At 54.0% G+C, this 19,361-nt stretch carries 16 protein-coding genes; 8 read left to right on the forward strand and 8 right to left on the reverse strand.

The features are described 5' to 3' along the window. Nucleotides 1-112: 112 nt before the first annotated feature. A complete protein-coding gene (locus DC28_RS08910; protein WP_238565798.1) occupies nt 113-757 on the reverse strand; it encodes a diacylglycerol/polyprenol kinase family protein in 645 nt (214 codons plus the stop codon). Nucleotides 758-939: 182 nt separating this feature from the next. Between DC28_RS08910 and DC28_RS08915 the strand changes: the two genes are divergently transcribed. The 4 genes from DC28_RS08915 to DC28_RS08930 all read left to right on the forward strand — a co-directional run bounded on the left by DC28_RS08915 (nt 940) and on the right by DC28_RS08930 (nt 5,247). Next, nucleotides 940-2,220 (forward strand): glycoside hydrolase family 3 protein, encoded by a 1,281-nt coding sequence (locus tag DC28_RS08915; RefSeq protein ID WP_052078679.1) that lies wholly within the window; start codon nt 940-942, stop codon nt 2,218-2,220. A 112-nt stretch (nt 2,221-2,332) separates the two neighbouring features. Next, complete coding sequence (locus DC28_RS08920; protein ID WP_037547856.1) at nt 2,333-3,484, forward strand: Re/Si-specific NAD(P)(+) transhydrogenase subunit alpha; 1,152 nt, start codon at nt 2,333-2,335, stop codon at nt 3,482-3,484. Between the two features lie 44 nt (nt 3,485-3,528). Beyond that, nucleotides 3,529-3,807 carry an NAD(P) transhydrogenase subunit alpha gene (locus tag DC28_RS08925; protein ID WP_037547858.1) on the forward strand — a complete coding sequence of 93 codons (279 nt, stop codon included), beginning with the start codon at nt 3,529-3,531 and terminating at the stop codon, nt 3,805-3,807. A gap of 3 nt (nt 3,808-3,810) precedes the next feature. Further along, nucleotides 3,811-5,247 carry an NAD(P)(+) transhydrogenase (Re/Si-specific) subunit beta gene (locus tag DC28_RS08930; RefSeq protein ID WP_037547860.1) on the forward strand — a complete coding sequence of 479 codons (1,437 nt, stop codon included), beginning with the start codon at nt 3,811-3,813 and terminating at the stop codon, nt 5,245-5,247. 124 nt (nt 5,248-5,371) lie between these two features. On the opposite strand, the gene DC28_RS08935 is transcribed toward DC28_RS08930, so the two are convergent. The 3 genes from DC28_RS08935 to rpmG form a co-directional block, all read right to left on the reverse strand. Continuing rightward, nucleotides 5,372-6,607 (reverse strand): HD domain-containing phosphohydrolase, encoded by a 1,236-nt coding sequence (locus tag DC28_RS08935; protein ID WP_037547862.1) that lies wholly within the window; start codon nt 6,605-6,607, stop codon nt 5,372-5,374. A gap of 203 nt (nt 6,608-6,810) precedes the next feature. Then, nucleotides 6,811-7,050 (reverse strand): 50S ribosomal protein L28, encoded by a 240-nt coding sequence (rpmB, locus tag DC28_RS08940; protein ID WP_037547864.1) that lies wholly within the window; start codon nt 7,048-7,050, stop codon nt 6,811-6,813. 43 nt (nt 7,051-7,093) lie between these two features. Then, nucleotides 7,094-7,264 (reverse strand): 50S ribosomal protein L33, encoded by a 171-nt coding sequence (gene rpmG, locus DC28_RS08945; RefSeq protein ID WP_037547866.1) that lies wholly within the window; start codon nt 7,262-7,264, stop codon nt 7,094-7,096. 211 nt (nt 7,265-7,475) lie between these two features. On the opposite strand from rpmG, the gene DC28_RS08950 reads away from it, so the two are divergent. From DC28_RS08950 to DC28_RS08965, 3 genes are all read left to right on the forward strand, one after another. Next, nucleotides 7,476-9,344 carry a DUF4914 family protein gene (locus tag DC28_RS08950; protein ID WP_037547868.1) on the forward strand — a complete coding sequence of 623 codons (1,869 nt, stop codon included), beginning with the start codon at nt 7,476-7,478 and terminating at the stop codon, nt 9,342-9,344. A 360-nt stretch (nt 9,345-9,704) separates the two neighbouring features. Next, the gene (gene lnt / locus DC28_RS08960; RefSeq protein ID WP_037547872.1) at nt 9,705-11,831 is read left to right on the forward strand and encodes an apolipoprotein N-acyltransferase; all 2,127 of its coding nucleotides are present in this window, start codon (nt 9,705-9,707) and stop codon (nt 11,829-11,831) included. Next, a complete protein-coding gene (locus tag DC28_RS08965) occupies nt 11,828-12,457 on the forward strand; it encodes a trimeric intracellular cation channel family protein (protein ID WP_037547873.1) in 630 nt (209 codons plus the stop codon). Before lnt ends, DC28_RS08965 begins: the two co-directional genes overlap by 4 nt. A 45-nt stretch (nt 12,458-12,502) precedes the next feature. Here the strand turns inward: DC28_RS08965 and lgt are convergent, their stop codons facing one another. From lgt to DC28_RS08985, 4 genes are all read right to left on the reverse strand, one after another. After that, nucleotides 12,503-13,513 carry a prolipoprotein diacylglyceryl transferase gene (gene lgt / locus DC28_RS08970; RefSeq protein ID WP_238565799.1) on the reverse strand — a complete coding sequence of 337 codons (1,011 nt, stop codon included), beginning with the start codon at nt 13,511-13,513 and terminating at the stop codon, nt 12,503-12,505. A 71-nt stretch (nt 13,514-13,584) separates the two neighbouring features. Next, complete coding sequence (locus DC28_RS08975; RefSeq protein ID WP_052078680.1) at nt 13,585-16,626, reverse strand: flagellar assembly protein A; 3,042 nt, start codon at nt 16,624-16,626, stop codon at nt 13,585-13,587. Nucleotides 16,627-16,638: 12 nt separating this feature from the next. Next, a complete protein-coding gene (locus DC28_RS08980) occupies nt 16,639-17,790 on the reverse strand; it encodes a P-loop NTPase (RefSeq protein WP_037547875.1) in 1,152 nt (383 codons plus the stop codon). A 39-nt stretch (nt 17,791-17,829) separates the two neighbouring features. Then, nucleotides 17,830-18,288 (reverse strand): hypothetical protein, encoded by a 459-nt coding sequence (locus tag DC28_RS08985; protein WP_037547877.1) that lies wholly within the window; start codon nt 18,286-18,288, stop codon nt 17,830-17,832. Nucleotides 18,289-18,383: 95 nt separating this feature from the next. On the opposite strand from DC28_RS08985, the gene DC28_RS08990 reads away from it, so the two are divergent. Continuing rightward, on the forward strand, nt 18,384-19,361 hold the full coding sequence (locus tag DC28_RS08990; RefSeq protein WP_037547879.1) for an ABC transporter substrate-binding protein: 978 nt from the start codon (nt 18,384-18,386) through the stop codon (nt 19,359-19,361).

Below are 19,361 nucleotides of genomic sequence, written 5' to 3' on the forward strand. Positions count from 1 at the left end.
GCAGTGTTCCCTGTTTTACCCGGCTTTAGGGATACGATAGTGTACCACCGGTTCAGCATCGCGTATCATCAGGACCGGGCTTTTAATTGCGGATTACAGAGAAAATCTGTGATTACAGCACTAAAAGAGCGAAGGCGCCGGTGACTGTCGGCATCACAATGTTGTCAAAATCCCGGGTCGGCAGGGCTTCGATGAAGGCTGCAAAGGCGGCAATAACTATAGCCAGGGAGACCTGAGGTTCCACGAGGAGATATGTGGGGATGAAGACTGCAAGAAAACACCCCAGACTTCCTTCCAGGGACTTCCCGCCGGTCAGGGGGAGCTTAATGCGGCCGAATGCCTTACCAAAGAGACTTGCCATTCCGTCCCCGAATGCCAGGGCATAAATGGCGATGGAGGCAGCAGGCTCAGGATAGAGCATGAGAGCCAACATCGCACCTAGACCAAGGGTAACCGGGCCGAGTACAAAATGATTCTTATCCCGATCACGGGAGGCGAGTTCTGTAATTCGGCTAATGAGGGGAACCCGGGTGCCCGTGTAGCGTAGGTATTCGGCGGAGGTATACAGGATAATACCCGCTCCAAGCAGCAGCAGGGTAGGAGGAACTCCTATGAGGGTGGCCACCATAGGAACGAAACCAATTAATAAATGGATTGATTTTCTTACAACTTCTATTTGCAGCTCTGCTCGACGGCTTGGGACAGTCAGCCCCGCAGCTGCATGACCATGAATATAATTCGTAGAAATCGTTGACATCTTGTACACCTTGGCTACTGTACAAGCAATTCTTGTGCCAAGATTATACTAATAAGCAGATGGGGCTATCTAGCTGTTTACAAACAAGTTAATATTGCCTCATGCCACAGCCTCTGGTAGGATCATTTTTGATTGTATACAAAAGAGTACAAATCTATTCATTTATTACCACGGAGACAGAAGTGAAGGTTGTATCAGGGGGGATTGCAGTAATAGTACTACTGTTTAGCGCCTGCGGGCAAGGAAAATCGGCTTTGTACGACGGGTCTGCCGAACGGTATCGAGCCGCTACTGCTGCCGAAGCGGCTGCCTACACGGCACCCCGGATGGACCTTGAGCAGCTGGTTGGGCAGATGCTCATCCTCCAGCTGCGGTACACCCGGACCGGAGGTCCCAAACGGAGCCTGGAGCCCGAAGACAGGGCGTTGCTCAGGCAGATTGGCCCAGGTGGGGTTGTCTTTTTCGGAGAGAATATGGGGAACATTCCCCAGGTGGTCACCCTCGGCCGGGATATTCAGGAGGCTGCACAGGGCTCTGTTGCGGGAAGACCGTTTATTGCTATTGATCAAGAGGGTGGACTGGTAAGCCGATTGCATTCATCGGGGGGTATTCCGGCCACGAGGATTCCCAGTGCCCGCAGTATCGGAAGAACCGGGGACTACAGGGTTGCGGAGGGGGCCGGGGAGATCACCGGACGGGAGCTGAGTAGCCTGGGTATACAGTTGAATTTCGCCCCTGTGGCGGATCTTTCGGCCTGGCAGACTGATTCCTTTATCGGAAGCCGTTCCTACGGCGGGGATCCCGAAACAACGGCAGGGTTCGTGGCAGCATTTATCCAGGGCCAGCGCTCCCAGGGGGTATGGTCGGTGATTAAACACTATCCAGGACATGGAGATACCACCCAGGACAGCCACCATCAGGTGGTGGAATTTGAGGCGGATATCGGGGAATTGATGGACGGGGCCCTGGTTCCGTTTATCCGGGGGATTGATGCCGGGGCTGCAGGGATTATGGCCGCGCATATTGCCTACCCTCGGGTGGATGAAACAGGGCTGCCTGCTTCGGTTTCGCCGGTGTTGTTAGGGGGACTTCTGCGGGAACGCCTGGGGTTTGATGGGTTAATAGTGACCGATGCCCTGGAGATGCGCGGATTATCCCGGGTGATGTCCCCTGAGCAAGCCGCCGTTCAGGCTGTATTAGCCGGGGCGGACTGTATTCTGACCACCGAAGATCCTCTACCGACGAGAGATGCCATCGTTGCGGCGGTACGGACCGGGGTTATTTCCAGAGATCGAATCGTTCAATCGGTCAGGAGAATTCTGGGGATGAAAGGGGAGATGGGTCTGCTGGGAGGCATTGGAATCACCCTGGAAGAGGCTGTAACTAAGGCTGAGGGAATAATCGGTCGTCCGGAACATAAAATGCGGTTAGAATCCCTGATTTCCGGGGCTGGCGGGATTTGACAGCTTTAGAATTCTGGTTAAGATGACTAAACCAGGCAGGTATATTGAATGCTTGTCTGTTTTTATATATATTAAAATGAATATATAAGCCAATTGAAAAGGAGTTGGACGCATGATTATAGGTGTACCAAAGGAGTTGCATCCCGATGAACTGCGGGTTGCCCTGGTGCCTGTTCAGGTTCCTCGGTTAAAAAAAGCTGGTCACGAGGTGCTTATTGAAACGGGGGCGGGTGAAGCTGCGGGGTATCCCGACCAGGAGTACCAGGAAAAAGGTGCTCAGCTGGTTGGCCGTGGGGATGTTTTTGCCAAATCAGATTTTCTGGTTACCCTTCGCGGGGGGGCGAATGCCGATGAACAGTTTGTAAAGGATGCCCAGGGCCTACAGGACGGCGCTTCGGTTATCGGAATGTTGGATCCCTATGAGCCCCATGATCTGTTTACCCTCTACGGGAAGAAAAAAATTACCGCGTATTCCTTGGAGTTGATTCCCCGTATTACCCGAGCCCAGAGTATGGATGTACTATCGTCCATGGCAAACCTGGCGGGTTACAAGGCAGCCTTGTTGGCTGCGGATAATTTGAAGAAGATGTTTCCAATGATGATGACCGCAGCGGGGACGATTGTGCCTGCTAAGGCGTTTATTCTAGGGGTCGGGGTGGCCGGGCTCCAGGCCATTGCAACCACCAAACGGTTGGGTGCTGTGGTGAGTGCATACGATGTACGGCCGGCGGTTAAGGATCAGGTGTTAAGTCTGGGGGCGAAGTTTGTGGAAATGGAGCTGGATACCGCAGACAGCGAGTCCTCAGGCGGATATGCCAAGGCCATGGATGAAGAGTTCTACCGAAAACAACGGGAGCTTCTGACCGGTGTCTTAAAGGAAACGGATGTTGTTATTACAACGGCGGCCATTCCCGGGAAAAAGTCGCCGGTGTTGATCACCGAGGAAATGGTCAAAGAGATGCAGCCAGGTTCGGTTGTTGTGGACCTGGCGGTGGAACGCGGGGGCAACTGTGAATTATCCGAGGCTGGGAAGACCGTCGTGAAACACGGGGTCACCATTATCGGTCCGGTAAATGTTCCTGCTGCATTGGCCTACCATGCCAGCCAGCTCTTTTCCAAGAACCTGGAGACCTTCTTCCTGAATCTCTTTTCAAAGGAGGGGGATTTAAAGTCCCCAGGTGAGGATGAGATCGTGGATACTACCCGTATTCTGGCTGACGGCGGTGCTGTGCATGAGGACCGTCGGAAGATTCTGGGGCTGTAGACCCGACCCAGGGTTCTTGTTGTTCTTAAATTGAAGGAGTTGATATGGATTTAGTGAGCTTGATTACCGTATTTGTGCTTGCGGTTTTTCTAGGATTTGAGGTGATAACTAAGGTGCCGCCGATTCTGCACACTCCCCTAATGTCGGGTTCGAATGCTATATCCGGCATAGCGATTATCGGTGCGTTAATTGCTACCGGGGCGGAGAATAGTACGGTTAGTACGGTATTGGGTGTGATCGCTCTGGTGGCCGCTACCATCAATGTTGTTGGGGGTTTTTTAGTGACCCATCGTATGCTGGACAAGTTTAAAAAGAAGGATTAGGCCATGGAATTAACGGTTATTACGAATCTTGTGTACCTTCTGGCCGCGGTTCTGTTTATTTTGGGTCTGAAGGGGCTCGGACATCCTCGGACTGCGGTGCGGGGTAATCTGCTGGGGGCTGTTGCCATGCTTATGGCTATTGTGGTGACCCTGGTGGCTAATGAAATTGTAAAAGTAGAATGGGTTATTGCAGGTATTGTTCTGGGAAGTTTAATTGGCGGAGTGTTGGCCCTCAAGATAAAGATGACTGCCATGCCTCAGCTGGTTGGATTATTCAATGGTTTCGGGGGGTTGGCATCGGTTCTGGTGGCAACGGTTGCAATTATTGACGCGGTTACGGGTTTTTCCATGGGCAAGGCGGTTACCGGTCTTGTGCAGCGTCTCGGGGGTGTGGCATTTGATCCCCAATTCGTGGTTGCAACAGCCTTTTCAGCCTTCGTTGGAGGGGTTACGTTCTGGGGATCGTTGATTGCCTTCGGGAAATTGCAAGGGATCGTCTCTGAAAAGTCGGTTCGGTACCCTGGAGACCAGATCGTAAAGGCCTTGGTTTTTGTTGCATCCCTGGTAATGGGCGTTTTAGTGGTGATTGAGCCCTCGAATCTGACCTATTACTGGATACTGCTGGGATTATCCTCACTTCTTGGTCTCTTGCTGACCGTACCCATCGGCGGCGCGGATATGCCAATTGTTATTGCCCTGCTGAATTCCTACTCGGGAATCGCTGCAGCCGCTACAGGATTTGTGCTTAATAATACCATTTTGATTATTGCCGGATCCTTGGTGGGGGCCAGCGGGATTATTCTGACTCAGATTATGTGTAAGGCCATGAACCGGTCCTTGGCGAATGTACTGTTCGGCGGACTGGGGGGAGCCCAGGTCCAGGAGGATCTTGGGGATATCTATACGGGTAAGATCAAATCCACCAGCGCCGATGAGGTTGCCATGATTCTGAAGAGCGCCCAGCGGGTGGTGTTCGTTCCCGGTTACGGGATGGCGGTGGCCCGGGCCCAGACTGCTGTTCGTCAGCTTACCGAGGCACTGGAAAAAGACGGAATCCAGGTGGAATTCGGTATACACCCCGTTGCCGGCCGGATGCCGGGTCACATGAATGTTCTGCTCGCTGAGGAGAATATCAGCTACGATAAACTGCGTGAAATGGATGCGATCAATCCGAGTTTTCCAAACACTGATGTGGCCATTGTGATCGGAGCGAACGATGTAGTGAACCCTCTGGCCAGAGATAGCCAGGGCTCACCAATTTCGGGCATGCCCATTTTAGACGTCGATAAGGCTCGGACCGTGGTGGTTATTAAGCGGTCCTTGAGTCCGGGATTTGCAGGGATTGATAATCCCCTTTTCGCTGCTGATAATACCTTGATGCTCTTTGGCGACGGGAAACAGGCGGTTGAAGATATGATATCTGCCTATAAGGACGCTTAAGAGACGACAATCGATAGTTTTCGGATTGTAGGGGGGTATGTACGGGTTTCCGTACATACCCCTTTTTTGCGGACATTTACATGGACGGTGGGGCGGATGGCGGATCGAGGTCTGGAACGTGGACCTATTGGGCCTCTTGATCCTGGTACCGCTGCGCGACTTGCTGGAGTTGGGGATAGACCTCAAAGAAGCATTCCACGACCTCCGGGTCGAACTTGGAGCCGGACAGGGATCGGAGTTCTTCCAGGACATCTTCTTCTTTCCAGGCCTCCTTATAGGAGCGTTTGGACCTCAAAGCATCGTACACATCGGCGATAGCGACTATGCGGCCGAAGATGGGGATTTCTTTGCCTTTTCTACCTAGTACCTGTCCGTCTGCGTCGGTTTTTTCCGGTAACCCTGTTTCCAGATTGATGTATCCGGGGTAGCCGGTGCCATCCCAGTTTTCATGGTGGGTTAGGGCGACCAGCCGGGCAAGTTTATCGAATTCGCTCTGTTCATCGAGGAAGAGTTTGGCACCGAATATGGTATGGTGCTGCATGATTTTATATTCCTCCGGGGTGAAGCGGGCGGGTTTTTTAAGAATGATATCGCTGATAGCCACCTTTCCGGCATCGTGGAGCATGGCGGCCATACGAAGATTATCCCGGTCCTTCTGAATTTTGTGGTCAGGGATGCCCTTTTTTGAGGCCCAGCGCTCGTAAATCTCCACGGAGTACCCTGCTACGCGGTTTACATGGGCTCCGGTTTCTTTAGGGTCGCGGAGCTCGGCCATTTGAATCATCCTGAGTAATAAGGCTCGGGTCATTTGGGCCCGCTCGAGAGTAATGACTACATTGTTTGCGAAATGGTTAATTAGCAGTTCGTCCTCCCGCGTAAAGGGTTCGTAGCCCTCGGAACCCGCTCGTTTGTTGATGACCTGCAATACGCCCAGGAGGTTTCCCATGTTCGAGAGCATGGGCACGGCCAGCATGGACTGGCTATGGTATTCACTCACCTTGTCATAGAAGGGGTCGAAGGTGTAGGGAGCGGACTCGGGGATGGAGTATACATCCTCTATATTGACGATCCGCCGGGTTTTCGCACAGTAGCCGGAGATGGTTTTTTTGTTTATGGGGATTTTGAAGATGTTGTATATCAGCTTTTGGCCTTCAGGCAGCTTTGCTTGAAGGCTGTCGTTCTGACTGTAGCTGATTTCCAGTTTTCCGTCGTTTACAATATATATTGAGCCGGCTTCGGCATTAACTAACCGTCGCGCAACCTGGAGGATTCGTTCCAGCAGGATGTCCTGGTCTTGAATTTTATTCAAATCGGAATCTATGGTGATGATCTCTTGAAGTTTATCGCTGTCGCTTATCATATGCTTCCTTATTGTTCCATTATGAATTCATAATCGGGGTTTTACAAGGATGGCTGAAGAATATATAGCTGTGAGGTGGCTCCTTGATGCGGTCGCTTGGCGCCAACCAGGGGCTCCGGGTGGGGTTGAGTAGCCGGGCAGGAACGTTGGGAAAAAAAAACAGCTCCCTGGGGAGCTGCTTCTATTACTGCAGGTGGATGGGTTTACATAACATCCTTTAGTGTCAGTCCCTTTTTTCGAAGGAATGCTGACAGGCCTACCTTGGTAATGCTGCGGATAGCACTGGTTGAAAGACGCAGCCGAACCTCACGGCCCAGTTCAGGGTCATAAAAACGCTTGTACTGGATGTTTGGCTTCTGCCAGCGCTTATTCTTGTTGTTGGCGTGAGAAACATTGTTTCCCGCCATGGGTTTCTTACCGCTTATAACACACTTTCTTGACACGGGATCCTCCAAATACGGTTTTCTTACTGGTTAGGCGCTGCTCTTAGAACTTGCTTGTTTCTTTATAGAGAACGTGCTTCCGAACCACCGGATCGTATTTTTTGAGCTCCATCTTGTTTGGAAGATTGCGCTTGTTCTTGGTGGTATAGTAGCAGTGACCGCTCTCTGTACTCTGAAGACGTACCTTTGCAGCACCTTTATTTGCTTTTGCCATAGTTCTTCACCTCATCATGCTGATAGGGGCACACATTACTATTATTTCCTTGGAGGTGTCAACAGAAAGTGGGGATAGTTATGGGCTTAACTCTAGATATAATCAAAGATTAGGCGATTTGTCTAGATGTAGGGGCGGGAGTGGACTTGCATAATATTTAAAACCTTCCTATTATTATGCATAATTATACAATAAAAGAAGCGGAGATACCATGGATAAACAACTACTATCAAAACTGCGGATCTCAGAAGAGCTGAAAAGCGTTCTTGAGTCTGCCCAGAACATTATCGTTCCCGAATCCCGGCAGCAGCTGTTGGATCTCACATTCATGGGAAGCGATGTTCACGAGGTTGCATATGAGGTGCCCGGCAAGGGGCGCGTGGTGGAAGCAACGGTAACCCGCTGTAAAAACGGAGCATCAGTAAACTATATTGAACCCTATATGCGGCGCCGTGATCCCGAAGCAATGGTGATTGCCGATGAGCTTCCCACGGATAAAACAAAGTACCAAGACCGGTTCGGTAGCGGCTTTACCCAGACCCGGAAGGAGGCCCTCCAGTGGCTGGCCCAGCAGAAGGACCTGGTTGTTATGCCCTTTTTATCCGGGGATGATGCTGAGGGGTACCCCTCCCTGCTCATTTGTCCTGCCAATGCAGGATTTTTCGTAACCGGCTTGGCGGATCTCCAGGGGTTCATCCCGAAGGCCGAGCTGAAAGACGGGTTCGAGCCCATCGGAATGCTCTTCATCGTGCCTCCCTTTAGGCATACCCACTTTAAGGGCCGCCAGGTTGTGGTGCATAACCGGACCCCCAAGGTTCATGAGGAGTTCTGTTTTAATCTCTACCCCGGTCCGAGCGCAAAAAAGGGTGTGTACAGTATCCTTCTCCACCAGGGCGAGAAGGAGGGTTGGGTTACCCTGCATAGCTCAGCGGTCCGCCTGATAACCCCCTACGATAATGAGTTTGTGATTCTCCATGAAGGGGCCAGCGGCGGCGGAAAGTCCGAGATGACCCAGGCAATTCATCGCATGCCCGACGGCCGGATAATGCTGGCGGAGAATACCTTGACGAAGGATAGAATTTTCCTGGAGATGCACGATACCTGCGAGCTTCATCCGGTGGCCGACGATATGGCTATTGCCCATCCGAGCCCGACAGGGGACGGGAAGCTAGCTATTACCGATGCAGAGAATGGTTGGTTTTTGCGGGTCGACCATCTGGATGAGTACGGCAGAGAGCCGAGCCTGGAAAAACTCTGTATTAATCCGCCGGAACCCCTGATCTTCTTGAACATTGATGGAAAGCCCAATGCCACTGCGCTTATTTGGGAACATACCATGGATGAGCCGGGTAAACCCTGCCCAAATCCCCGGGTGGTAATGCCCCGACGCCACGTGGAAAACATTGTGAGCGGCAAGGTTGAGGTGGATGTACGATCCTTTGGGGTTCGGACTCCGCCCACCACCAAGGAAAAACCCAATTACGGCATCCTGGGTATGCTCCATATTCTGCCTCCCGCCCTCGGCTGGCTCTGGAGGCTGGTTGCTCCCCGGGGACACGCAAACCCGAGTATTGTGAGTTCCAAGGGGCTGACCAGCGAGGGCGTCGGCTCTTACTGGCCTTTTGCAACGGGGAAGATGGTGACCCAGGCCAACCTGCTGCTGGAGCTTATTATGAAGACTCCCAATACACGCTACGTGCTAATTCCGAACCAGTATGTCGGTGCCTACCATGTGGGATTTAAGCCTGAATGGATTGCCCGGGAGTACATCGCCAGGCGCGGAAGCGTAAAATTCCGGGACGGTCAACTCCTAGCCAGCCGGTGTCCGCTCCTAGGGTATACCCTGCCGGGGTTCCGGGTGAACGGCCAGGATATTCCCCATACCCTGCTGCAGGTTCACGACCAGGTTGAGGTGGGTCTTGAGGGCTACGATGCCGGGGCGAAGATTTTGTATGACTTCTTCAAAGACGAGCTGAAAAAATACGATACCCCGGAACTGCATCCCCTGGGCCGGAAGATAATTGATACTGTGCTGAACGAGGGCAACGTAGATGCCTTTAATGCAGTAATGCCGGGGTGATCCACCGGGGTTGCTTCAGATGACCATGCCACGGTAGGTGGCTGAAACCCAGGGCGCCTGTGCAGGGCGCCGGGAACTGAGCCGGGCCGATCTCGCTGATGCGGGGGCCCGGCTTTTTTATTGCCTTGGGCGCACTAGTAATTAGGGACTGGGCAAGGGGCCGGAAGCGGGTGCCGCCGGGGGGATGGGTGCCGAGATCGGCTCCGAGGCGGTACCGCAGAGGGGGGAAGGGCTTGAGGAGCGGTCTCCGGAATGCTGGGGCATGGGAATCACCCTGTAATACCGAGGAGGAAACCCAGAGGCCGGGAAATTGCAATTTGCCGAAAGCTTAGTATACTGGTGGGACCTGGAGGACAGAGTATGAAGGCAAGCCTAGGGATCGGGATGGGATATGTGGCAGCGGCCTGGTGGGCGGTCATCGCCCTGGGGCAGCGGGTGGTACTGAATGACCTTTTTCTGCTGGGAGTAATCCTCCTGCATGCCCTGTACGGAATTTACCGGGTAATGCGGAGCCTGGGGGAGCCCATGGGGCAGGACGGGAGGGAGAGCCGGCTGGGAATGGACGCCTTGATGGGGGCTGCCCTGGTCAGTTTTCTGTTCAGCTATTTCTTCGCCCTGACGGCGAATCTCGATTATGTACAACGATTTCAGCTTGGGTCGGATGCGTTAAATCTTGCCGTGGATAGTGGTGAGGAACAACGGATCGTCATATTCCGGTACCTGCCCCTGGGTGTTGCCTACCTGTGGGGATTGCTGTTTCGCCACGGGGGGCGGTGGTGGGCGTTTCCCCTGCTGCTGGCCAGCACGGTGGTGCATGCCCTGGCCTTTCCGAGCAGGTTTTTCCCCCAGGGGATCGGACCCTTAATTTTTATCGCCTATGTTCCGCTATTTTTCCTGTTGAGCCGGGTAAAGCGCTTCGGGCAATGGTGGGTGTACGGGATGTTCTGGGGGCTGGTTTCCACCATGCTGCGGAACTACTGGCTGGGGACCTATAGTTTGGTGACCCTCCAGGGGGTGGTGCTGGTTTTCATTGTCCGGTTTGGGCTGTTCTTTTTGGTGGGATGGCCGGTGTTCCGGGCTGTGGCGGGGTTGGCAAAGCGGCGGCCCTGGGCTGCAGCCCTCCCCTGGTTATTCTGGGCGATGGCCATCACCCTTTTCGAGTATTGGGCAAGTCATAGCTGGGTGGGGTATCCCTGGACCTTGACGGCCCACGCCTTGTACCGCTGGCCGGAGGCGATCCAGTTTGCGGGAGCGGCGGGGGTTTGGGGGGTTAGTTTCTTGGTGCTGGTGGTGAACGCTGGGCTTGCTTGGGCGATTCAGTCCAGGGACTGGCGGCCCGGGGCGGCGGTGCTGGGAATATTCGGCATTAATGTTTTAATTGGGGTGATTCTCATGCCCCCGGTTCATCCTGCGGAGGGCGAGGTAGCAACCTATTATATCGATCCGGATTCCGGTTCATCCCGACCCCGGGTGCAGAACAGCGGCAGAGAGAGGCATCCTGAGGCGGTGCGCTTGGCCCTGGTACAGCAGAATACCGATCCGCGCAAGAATGATTACGATGTGACCTTGGATACCCTCATAACCCTGTCGGATATCGGGTTGCGCTACGATCCCGACCTGGTTGCCTGGTCGGAGACCGCCTTCGTACCGAATATCCGGCGCTGGAGCCAGGTTCCCCCAAGCGAAAACCGGCTGGCACGCACGGTGGACCGGTTCCTGAAGTACCAGGAGGGTATGGGCACCTACCTGATAACCGGCAATGACGATTACCAGGTGGTCCGGAATGACCAGGGGCAGGAGATTGACCGGATAAACTACAACGCCACCATCATGTTCTCCGACGCTGGGGAGCGGCTCCAGACCTACCATAAGATGGTGTTGGTGCCCCTGACCGAGACCTTTCCCTACGAGGACTTTTTTCCTGGCTGGTTCTATGACTTGTTTCCAGGAGTAGAAGGTTGGTTTGCTGGTCTCCTGGATCTGCTGGAACGGTTGGATGTAAACCTCTGGGGCGAGGGGGTTGAGTATGTTCAGTTTGAACATCCGGACTTCCGGTTTTCGACGCCCATCTGTTTTGAGGATGCCTTCGCCTACCATGTGCGGGACTTTGTTCTGGCCGGAAGCGATATGATTGTGAATCTCTCCAATGATTATTGGTCCTTGGATGAGGTGGAGGCCCAGCAGCACTTCGCTACCGGACTGTTCAGGACGGTGGAAAACCGCGTTCCCATGGCCAGAGCGACGGCCAGTGGTGTTACGGGTTACATTGATGCCTACGGCCGGCTGTTAACCCGGATTCCGAACTACGTCGAGGGGGTTGTGGTGGTGGATACCCTGCCGGGAAGGCAGGGAGGCATGACCCTCTATACCCGGTGGGGTGACTGGTTTCCCATCCTATTGGCATGGTTGATTCTTATTCAGGTCGGCGGATACGTCGGGGCCGGTCTTTGGCGCTGGATAGAGTCCGGCCGGGGTGAGAAGGAATGAATCTTGGACCGGTGTTCCCGGTGTTGGATTTTGCCGGGACCTTCGTATTTGCCCTTTCCGGGTCTATTGCCGCTGCGCGGAAGAACATGGATGTGTATGGGTCTGTTATTCTTGCCATTGTGACTGCCCTGGGGGGCGGGATGATCCGGGATGTGCTTCTGGGCAGGACGCCTCCCGGAGCCTTCCAGGATATCGGCTACCTGGTGGTAGCCTTCGCAGGGTCGCTCTCGGTGTTTTTTCTCTACGATACCATCAGCCGGCTACACCACCCCCTGCGGGTTCTGGATGCCCTGGGGCTCGGAGCATTTACGGTGATTGGGGTGACCATCGCGGTGGAACAGGGGGCGACCTGGTTCGGGGCGATTCTTTTAGGGATTATGTCTGGGACCGGAGGCGGTATGATTCGGGATGTGCTGAGTCAGGAGGTGCCTTTGGTGCTGCAGCGGGAGGTGTATGCCGTAGCCAGTCTGGTGGGAGCCCTGCTTAATGTGGTGCTTTTGAGGATTGGGCTGGCGCCGGCAGCCTCTGCACTGATCTCGGCGGGTGTTATTTCGGGGATTCGGATACTCTCGGTGGAGTATGACTGGCATCTTCCCCGGGCTGCCTGGCAGAAGCCCAAGGAATAGGCTGTAACCGTCAACATCGACGGTTACAACCCCTTGGCTCGCAGTCTAATCTTTATTCGATTTGCTCTCTGTATGATCAGTGAATCCCTGCACTGTGGGACGGCGGTTATGGATCAGCTTGAGGACTACCAGCAGGGCCACACCGCTGAGAGCCATTACCAGAGACAAAATTTGCCCCATACTGATATCCAGCAGGGAAGTAAAGAGCTGGGGCGGGTTGTTTTGACCACCCAGGGAGATGATGAAGCCAAGGCCCGCATCGGGTTCGCGGAAGTATTCCACGATAAACCGGGCGAGACCGTATCCGATGATGTAGATGCCTATGCTGAATCCCCTGAAGGTTTTCCGGGGACGTACCAGGAACCAAAGGATGGCCCAAAGCAGGATTCCCTCGAGGAAGGCCTCGTAGAGTTGGCTTGGGTGGCGGGGAAGGTTGATAAGCAGGGCTGAATCCGGGATCTGCATCCCCGCTTGCTGGGCAGTCTCCTGAACCCAATCCAGATTGGTGGGAAGGGGCCGCGCCGAGGGGAATACCATGGACCAGGGAGCGGGACTGACCCTGCCGTAGAGTTCGCCGTTGATGAAGTTTCCCAACCGGCCGAAGGTGTATCCCAGGGGGGCTCCGTTGGCGATCATATCGCCCCACTGGAGCAGATCAATTTTCTTGATCTTGGCGTAAATAGCAAAGCCCGTCAGCAGACCGACAAACCCGCCATGGTAGCTCATGCCCTGGAGCCCCACAAACTGCCCGTTATCGAAGGGCCAGATGATGCGCCAGGGTTCTCGGGCAAACTGGCCCGTGGGATCGTAGAAGATCACTGAGAAAAGCCGTGCGCCTACGAGAAGCCCTAAAATCCCCCAGAAGAAGAAATTAAGCACATCGTCCGAGGAGATGTCGAGTTTCTGTTGTTTTATTTGGCGCATGAAGAGAAGGTAGGTGACACCGAAGGCGACCAGGTACATGAGTCCATACCACCGAAAGGGTAGTCCGGGGATGATCTCCGGGGAAATCCATGATGGAAACTGAAGGTAGAGGGGCATGATGCCTCCTTTCATGATATTTGGCTCCGGTAGCGCACCCGTGGATACGTTCCGGGCTGCCTGCCTCAGGGCAGGGACCAGGGGCTCTAGGGCTCTTCAGCAGGGACGTTCTGCGGTTTCTCCGGAGCATCTGAATCGTTGTCCGGGGATGTTCGTTTTTTCTTCGCTGCCTCGACCTCGGCAATGTCTTTTTCTACAATCCGGCCTAAATCGGTATCGAAGACGTAGGCTACTGATTTTTTTTCTCCGGGAATCTCGTATATACGCCCGTGGCTTTCCAGAACGACGCCGGGATAGGCGGTGCCGCGGACAATAATAGCGGAATCAAAATGCTGTTCAAACCTCTCCTTGAGCATAAACAACCGGAGATTCCTTTTTTCCAGGAGCTTAATCATTTTTGTCTTCTGGTTGAACATCTGCTGAAGCTCCTGCTTGTTGGAGAGCTTGTCTTTCTGCTTCATGGCCCTGTCCAGGGCGGCCATTTGGCCTTGAATCTTCTTTATTTCCTTTTCTTCCACACTGATCTGGTCCTCCACCAGGTAGTCCTGGCCGAAATGGATCTGGGTAGTAATCCCGCGGTCCGAACCGAGGTTTCCGGTTTCAAGACCGAACTTAACCTTCAGAGTGCCGCCAATTACCCGGCCCTTTTCCGGGAGAAGCAGCCTGCCGTTTGCCTTGATATTGGAACGCATGACCGCTTTGGAAAACTTGATATCCTGGACCGCCAGGACCGTAGCCTGTTCTACGAAGGCGGCAAAAATATTCTGTTTGGCCCGGAGAACCCCCCGGCGGCCTCCCTTGACGCCTCCCTTGATCAGGATGTCTCCGGCCGCCGAGAGCAGCGCCGCATCTACCCCTCCGGCAATCTTTATATCTCCTCCGCTCATGACCACAAAACCGCTTTCCACATCCCCGGTTACCTGAACCGTACCCGGGAATTTGATGTTGCCGGTTTTTAGGTTGACGTTCCCCTGGACAGTGTGGGTGGCAAGGACCTGGATAGTGTTTTTTTCGTACTGGATCTCTCCATCCGCGGTGGCCACCAGGAGTTTGATTCCCTCCTCCTCTTCCTGGGCTTCAATGTTTTCACCGATTTCAATAGTCCGGTTTTTGTTGGTGAAGGGTTTTATCTCCTTACCGGTGATGTCCCAGCCGCTTTGGGGTTCGGAAAGGGGCGGCAGCAGTTTTGCGATTTGGGTTCCGGCTTTTACCCGGGTTATCTGGTCCTTGTTCCGGTAATCTGCCCGTCCGTCAGCCAGGATCGTGACGTTCTTACCGCTGGCCATGGCGATAAGGAACTGAAGCTTTTCTTGGCCTCCCTCTTCAGCGGATTGCCCCTGAGCAAAATGCAGCCCCGAGACAGGTTCTTCCTGTTCCACCGCCTGCTGGATGGTCTCCATGGCTTCCGGAATGATGCCCTTGGTGATTCCCTGGGCTTCTATGGCTTGATGTATCCGGTCCATGGTGATTTTACGGCCCGTGCCCTCGCTCCGGGAAAAGCTGATAAAAGCAGCCATTTTATCCGGATCCATCTGAATGGTGATGTCGGCATCCCGGTGGGGTCGGACACGGAGGTGGAACTCGTCCCCTACTATGGACCGCTCCATAAGACCTTCCATAACGGAAATAACCAGGTTGTCCTTGTGTTCTAAGCCCTCGTAGAGCCGGAGTTTAACTGCTTCCCCGGGCAACCCTTCAATGGCGGATCCGAACACGTCAACTCCGGGCTCCCCCTTTACCAAGGGGCCGAGGGTTAGAATACGTTGCTCGTTTTCCACATCTGCCAGTCCTTCCAGATCGTTGATGGGGAAGGTTTCCGCTGATTCTAGGTCCTGAAGCTGGTCGAGGCTTGAGAGGATCTGCTCCTTCGTTTCCAGGAATTCCTTTTCATCGTAGAAGCGTACCGACCAATCTACGGCCTGTTTCGGTCCCTCCTGGGGTTCTTTTCCGAAGGCGATTTCATATCCAATGAGCTCGTGGTCCGGAGATTTGTAGAAGTCCAGTATATCCTGGCGCAGAATGTCCATATCGGGAATCTTTACCTTGCTTTCCCGGATGGCCTTGCCGACCTCCTTGAGCACCAGGGGGCGGCCCTCGCCCCGTCCTTTTCTCATGTTAAGCACTGCGGTGAGCCTGTCCTCGCTGATGACCACCTCGAAATAGGCGTCGTCCTGGGGGGTCAGGGGGATCTGTTCCAGGGGGCTTTGTTCCCGGATGGCGCGTTCGATGAGCAGCCGGATATCCTGCTCGGGCATGAGGTGTTCGGTAGAAAACTGGAGTTCCTCGGCCTTGGAATGTATCTCGGCGCAATCGGGCGGGGGGATGATGGAATCCCCGGGGGTGAAGGTGAGTAGGCAGGTTGCCTTGTCCTCGCTGAGCTCGAGCTGCCACCGGTGGGCTTGGAAGGGGATGATGTCGGCCCAGTTCTTGCCCACCCGGAGGATGCCGGAGGTTTGCGCCATGGCTTCATGGCCTTTTTTTTGGATGTTCTCTCCCAGGTAGAAGCGGGGGTCCGGCAGGGCTACGGGGGGGATGGGGTCGCCCTTTAGGTTTTTACCGGGTTTCCCCTGGGTAATGGGGTAGAGGGTAGCAAGGACGGCTCCCTCCGGGGCGTAGAGGACTTCCTCCACGGTGGGATCAATGTAAACCCTGTCCCGTTTAACCTCGGTTTCCGTGTAGGTGACTGTCTCTTTCTTTACCGGGACGAAGGGCAGGGGAGATTTTTTTTCTACTTCCCGTTCTTTTTTTACCTTGATGGAGGTTTCTGTGTAGATGGTGGGGGCGGGGCTGGAGTCAACCTTTTTCTGGATGTATTCCTCGAGCTCCTGGGGGATGTCCAGGGGCTTCCAGTCCGGTGTCTCGGGCTGCATAGGTTCCGGCGGCTGGCCCTGGGCGATGGTTAGGGTAACGGGGTTTTCGGATTTCTCGCCGGCGATCTTAAGCTGTCGGCGGATTTCGTCGGCTGAATACCCATAGGTTATACCCCGGTTACGCAGCTCGGTGAGGATGGTGTCCGTATTGAAGCCCGGTCCTTCCTGAGATTTGGTAATTGCAAGCCGGGCAATCAGGTAGGTGCTGTCGATGGACAGTTCAAAACTGCCCTGGAGTGTTGCCTCTTTTTTTGCCATTGAAATGGATCCCTAGAGCTTATAACCCTGGTGGGCAGCCTTTACGAGTTTACTTTTATACAACATATTTTCTTTTTTCAGCTGATTTATTTCAAGCTGTTGGTTCTTCACCGTTTCTAGAAGATCTCCGGTACTTAACGCCCCGGTATGAAGAAGATCTTCAAGATACTCAATCCGGGTCTGAAAGTCGATCTGCGCCTCCAGGTTAGCCGTCTCAAAACTCTCATCAGAGGTCTCTTGGGAGTTTATCAGGCCCTGCTGGTCGTCTTCTAATTCGAACTGTAGAAGCTTATCGGCGATGCGGTAGACTGCCTGGGAGAGCACAGCCTTGGGTTTGTAGATAATGATGGGCAGTCCCGAGGATAGGGCCGTATCTTGGAGGTCGTCACGGTACATGATCCCGAGATGTTCCAGATCGAAGCCCAGGTATTCTCGGCAGCTGCGCCGGAGCTTTCCCGCCCGCTCGCTGTCCTTGGGGTCCTCGAGCATATTCATGATCAACCTGGGGTGGAACCGTCCGGCGGTTTGCATATGGGTTTGATAACTTTGAGGATCTATCTCTTTAATTTTTTCAAGGAGTTCCATCATATACACCCGCTGGAGGCTGGCGCTGTTTTTTTCAAGGCTGCGTAAATACTGATCTGCCGGGGATCCTTTTTTACAGGATGAATTAAGAATTCGGAACATGGAATTTTTCAGGAAGACATAGGCGTTGACCAATGCGGTGGGGGTGGGCGTCGTTACGATCGTTCCGGCTCCTGAGAGCAGAAAGAAGTCGATGGTATTGTAGTTGCTTCCCGCGCCGAGATCGAGAATCAGGTAATCCGCTGCGAGGTTCCCTAATTGGTTGATGAGTTTGCGTTTTTGTGCGGCGGTGAGGTTCGCGATGCCCGGGATCTCAGAATCTCCCGGGAGGAAGGAGAGATTCTCATACTGGGTGGGAATGATGTAGTCCCCGAGATTGGGTCGTGATTCGTTGAGGAAGATTCCTACACCGCTGAGGGATTTCCGGATCCCCAGGATGAGATGCAGGTTGGACCCGCCGAGATCAAGATCGGCCAGAACGACCGACTTGCCCGCCTGGCCAAGGGCAATGGCGAGATTCGCAGCAAACAGGGATTTTCCTACACCGCCCTTTCCACTGGCGATTGGAATGATGTGCATTTACATGCTCCTTCTACGGATCAGGCTCGGAATCTGAATTCACCGGTTAGCCTGGGGCTCAGTCCTGCCGCGGGATGCAGCCAGGGGTAAAGCGACTAGAATTATAAGATCAAAACCAAGCAAACCGAGACTCCGGAACAGAAATAACGCAGATTCGGAATCCGGTACTACCGTTCCGGTTCGTAAGCCTTGTACCCATAATAGTACAAGAACTGCCAAGGAAGCGGTAGTGGCGAGTTTACCAATTATGAAGATGGGAAAAAAGTGCCTTCCTGTTCTTGATGTAGATCGGGATTCTTGACGGCTTGATGTTGGAACCAGGCCGTAGAAAAAGGCGCCGGCAAGAAGCCCTGCTTGAGGGGCGGCGAACACAGCTAGGACGACCGGTGATAGGGTACCGTAGATAAGGTTGGCAGTTAACACTACGTACCAGAGCAGCAAAATACGAAGGGTCTCCCAGATGCCGAGGAGAATCCAGATTGGTTTTGGTAGGTTCATTGGTTTGAAGTGTATGGGCCTTAACCTGGCCAGTCAAGGGAAGCAGGCGTTGCCTAGACAAGGTGAATGGGGTAGCCTGAATCCGGAGGATGACTATGAAGAAAAAATTATTGATTAGCCTGTTTCTGGCAGTGGTTCTTGCCGGGGCAGGTGCAGATACCTTTGTGTTGGGAACGCTAAAGGGTCCCAGCGGGGTGGGGTTAGCGCCGATGATTGTTGAGCCTGTTACCCTGGACAACGGAATACCGGTTGAGGTTGTGGCTCTGGGGGCGCCGGATGTCATGGTTTCCCGGATTATTAATCGGGAGGTGGATGCGGCGGTATTGCCGGTTAATCTTGCTGCGAAGTTATACAACGCCGGTCAGCCCATCCGCCTGGCAGCCATTGTCGGCAACGGTATGCTGAGTCTGGTCAGCCGGGATACCGGGGTTGGCAATCTGGCTGACTTAGGGGGAGACGGGGTGTATGTGGCCGGCCAGGGCAGCACCCCGGAGTTTGTCTTTCGATTCCTCCTTGATAAAGCGGGACTTTCGGGGGTGCAGGATCGGAGCAGCGGGTTGGCGAGTACTGAGGTCGGGTTGAATTTTTCCATGCCCTACCCGGAGATTACTGCCTCGATTATCGCTGGACGGATTGACCACGCTGTCCTGCCCGAGCCGTTCGCTACTATGGCGGTGTTGCGGGGCCAGGGTGCTATTCGCAAGGCGGCAGATTTACAGGAATTGTGGGCTCGGGTTCCCGGGAATGAGGAAGATTATCCCATGACCGCCTTGGTGGTCCGCAGGGATGTCGTTGAGGATGAACCCGAAACCCTCGAACTGGTACTTGAGGCGTACCGGGAAAGTTTGGAGACGGTCCTGGCCGATCCCCAGGCTGCAGGTCCGGTGGTTGAGCGGTCCGGTCTGGGTTTGCAGGCTCCGGTGGCAGCCCAAGCGATTCCGGTGACCAACTATGTGTATATTCCGGCCGTGGAAAGCCGACAGAAGGTTGAAGGACTGTTACGGGTGTTTCTGGATTTTGCTCCACCGTCCATCGGCGGCAAACTGCCGGATGACGGATTCTATCTGAGGTAA

Origin of the sequence: Spirochaeta lutea (assembly GCF_000758165.1) — a bacterium.
In the GTDB taxonomy this organism is placed as follows: domain Bacteria; phylum Spirochaetota; class Spirochaetia; order DSM-27196; family Salinispiraceae; genus Spirochaeta_D; species Spirochaeta_D lutea.

Coding starts and splice junctions, on each gene's coding strand:
- DC28_RS08910 (WP_238565798.1), bottom strand. CDS start 757: ATGTCAACGATTTCTACGAATTATATTCATGGTCATGCAGCTGCGGGG.
- DC28_RS08920 (WP_037547856.1), top strand. CDS start 2,333: ATGATTATAGGTGTACCAAAGGAGTTGCATCCCGATGAACTGCGGGTT.
- DC28_RS08925 (WP_037547858.1), top strand. CDS start 3,529: ATGGATTTAGTGAGCTTGATTACCGTATTTGTGCTTGCGGTTTTTCTA.
- DC28_RS08930 (WP_037547860.1), top strand. CDS start 3,811: ATGGAATTAACGGTTATTACGAATCTTGTGTACCTTCTGGCCGCGGTT.
- DC28_RS08935 (WP_037547862.1), bottom strand. CDS start 6,607: ATGATAAGCGACAGCGATAAACTTCAAGAGATCATCACCATAGATTCC.
- rpmG (WP_037547866.1), bottom strand. CDS start 7,264: ATGGCAAAAGCAAATAAAGGTGCTGCAAAGGTACGTCTTCAGAGTACA.
- DC28_RS08950 (WP_037547868.1), top strand. CDS start 7,476: ATGGATAAACAACTACTATCAAAACTGCGGATCTCAGAAGAGCTGAAA.
- lnt (WP_037547872.1), top strand. CDS start 9,705: ATGAAGGCAAGCCTAGGGATCGGGATGGGATATGTGGCAGCGGCCTGG.
- DC28_RS08965 (WP_037547873.1), top strand. CDS start 11,828: ATGAATCTTGGACCGGTGTTCCCGGTGTTGGATTTTGCCGGGACCTTC.
- lgt (WP_238565799.1), bottom strand. CDS start 13,513: ATGAAAGGAGGCATCATGCCCCTCTACCTTCAGTTTCCATCATGGATT.
- DC28_RS08975 (WP_052078680.1), bottom strand. CDS start 16,626: ATGGCAAAAAAAGAGGCAACACTCCAGGGCAGTTTTGAACTGTCCATC.
- DC28_RS08980 (WP_037547875.1), bottom strand. CDS start 17,790: ATGCACATCATTCCAATCGCCAGTGGAAAGGGCGGTGTAGGAAAATCC.
- DC28_RS08985 (WP_037547877.1), bottom strand. CDS start 18,288: ATGAACCTACCAAAACCAATCTGGATTCTCCTCGGCATCTGGGAGACC.
- DC28_RS08990 (WP_037547879.1), top strand. CDS start 18,384: ATGAAGAAAAAATTATTGATTAGCCTGTTTCTGGCAGTGGTTCTTGCC.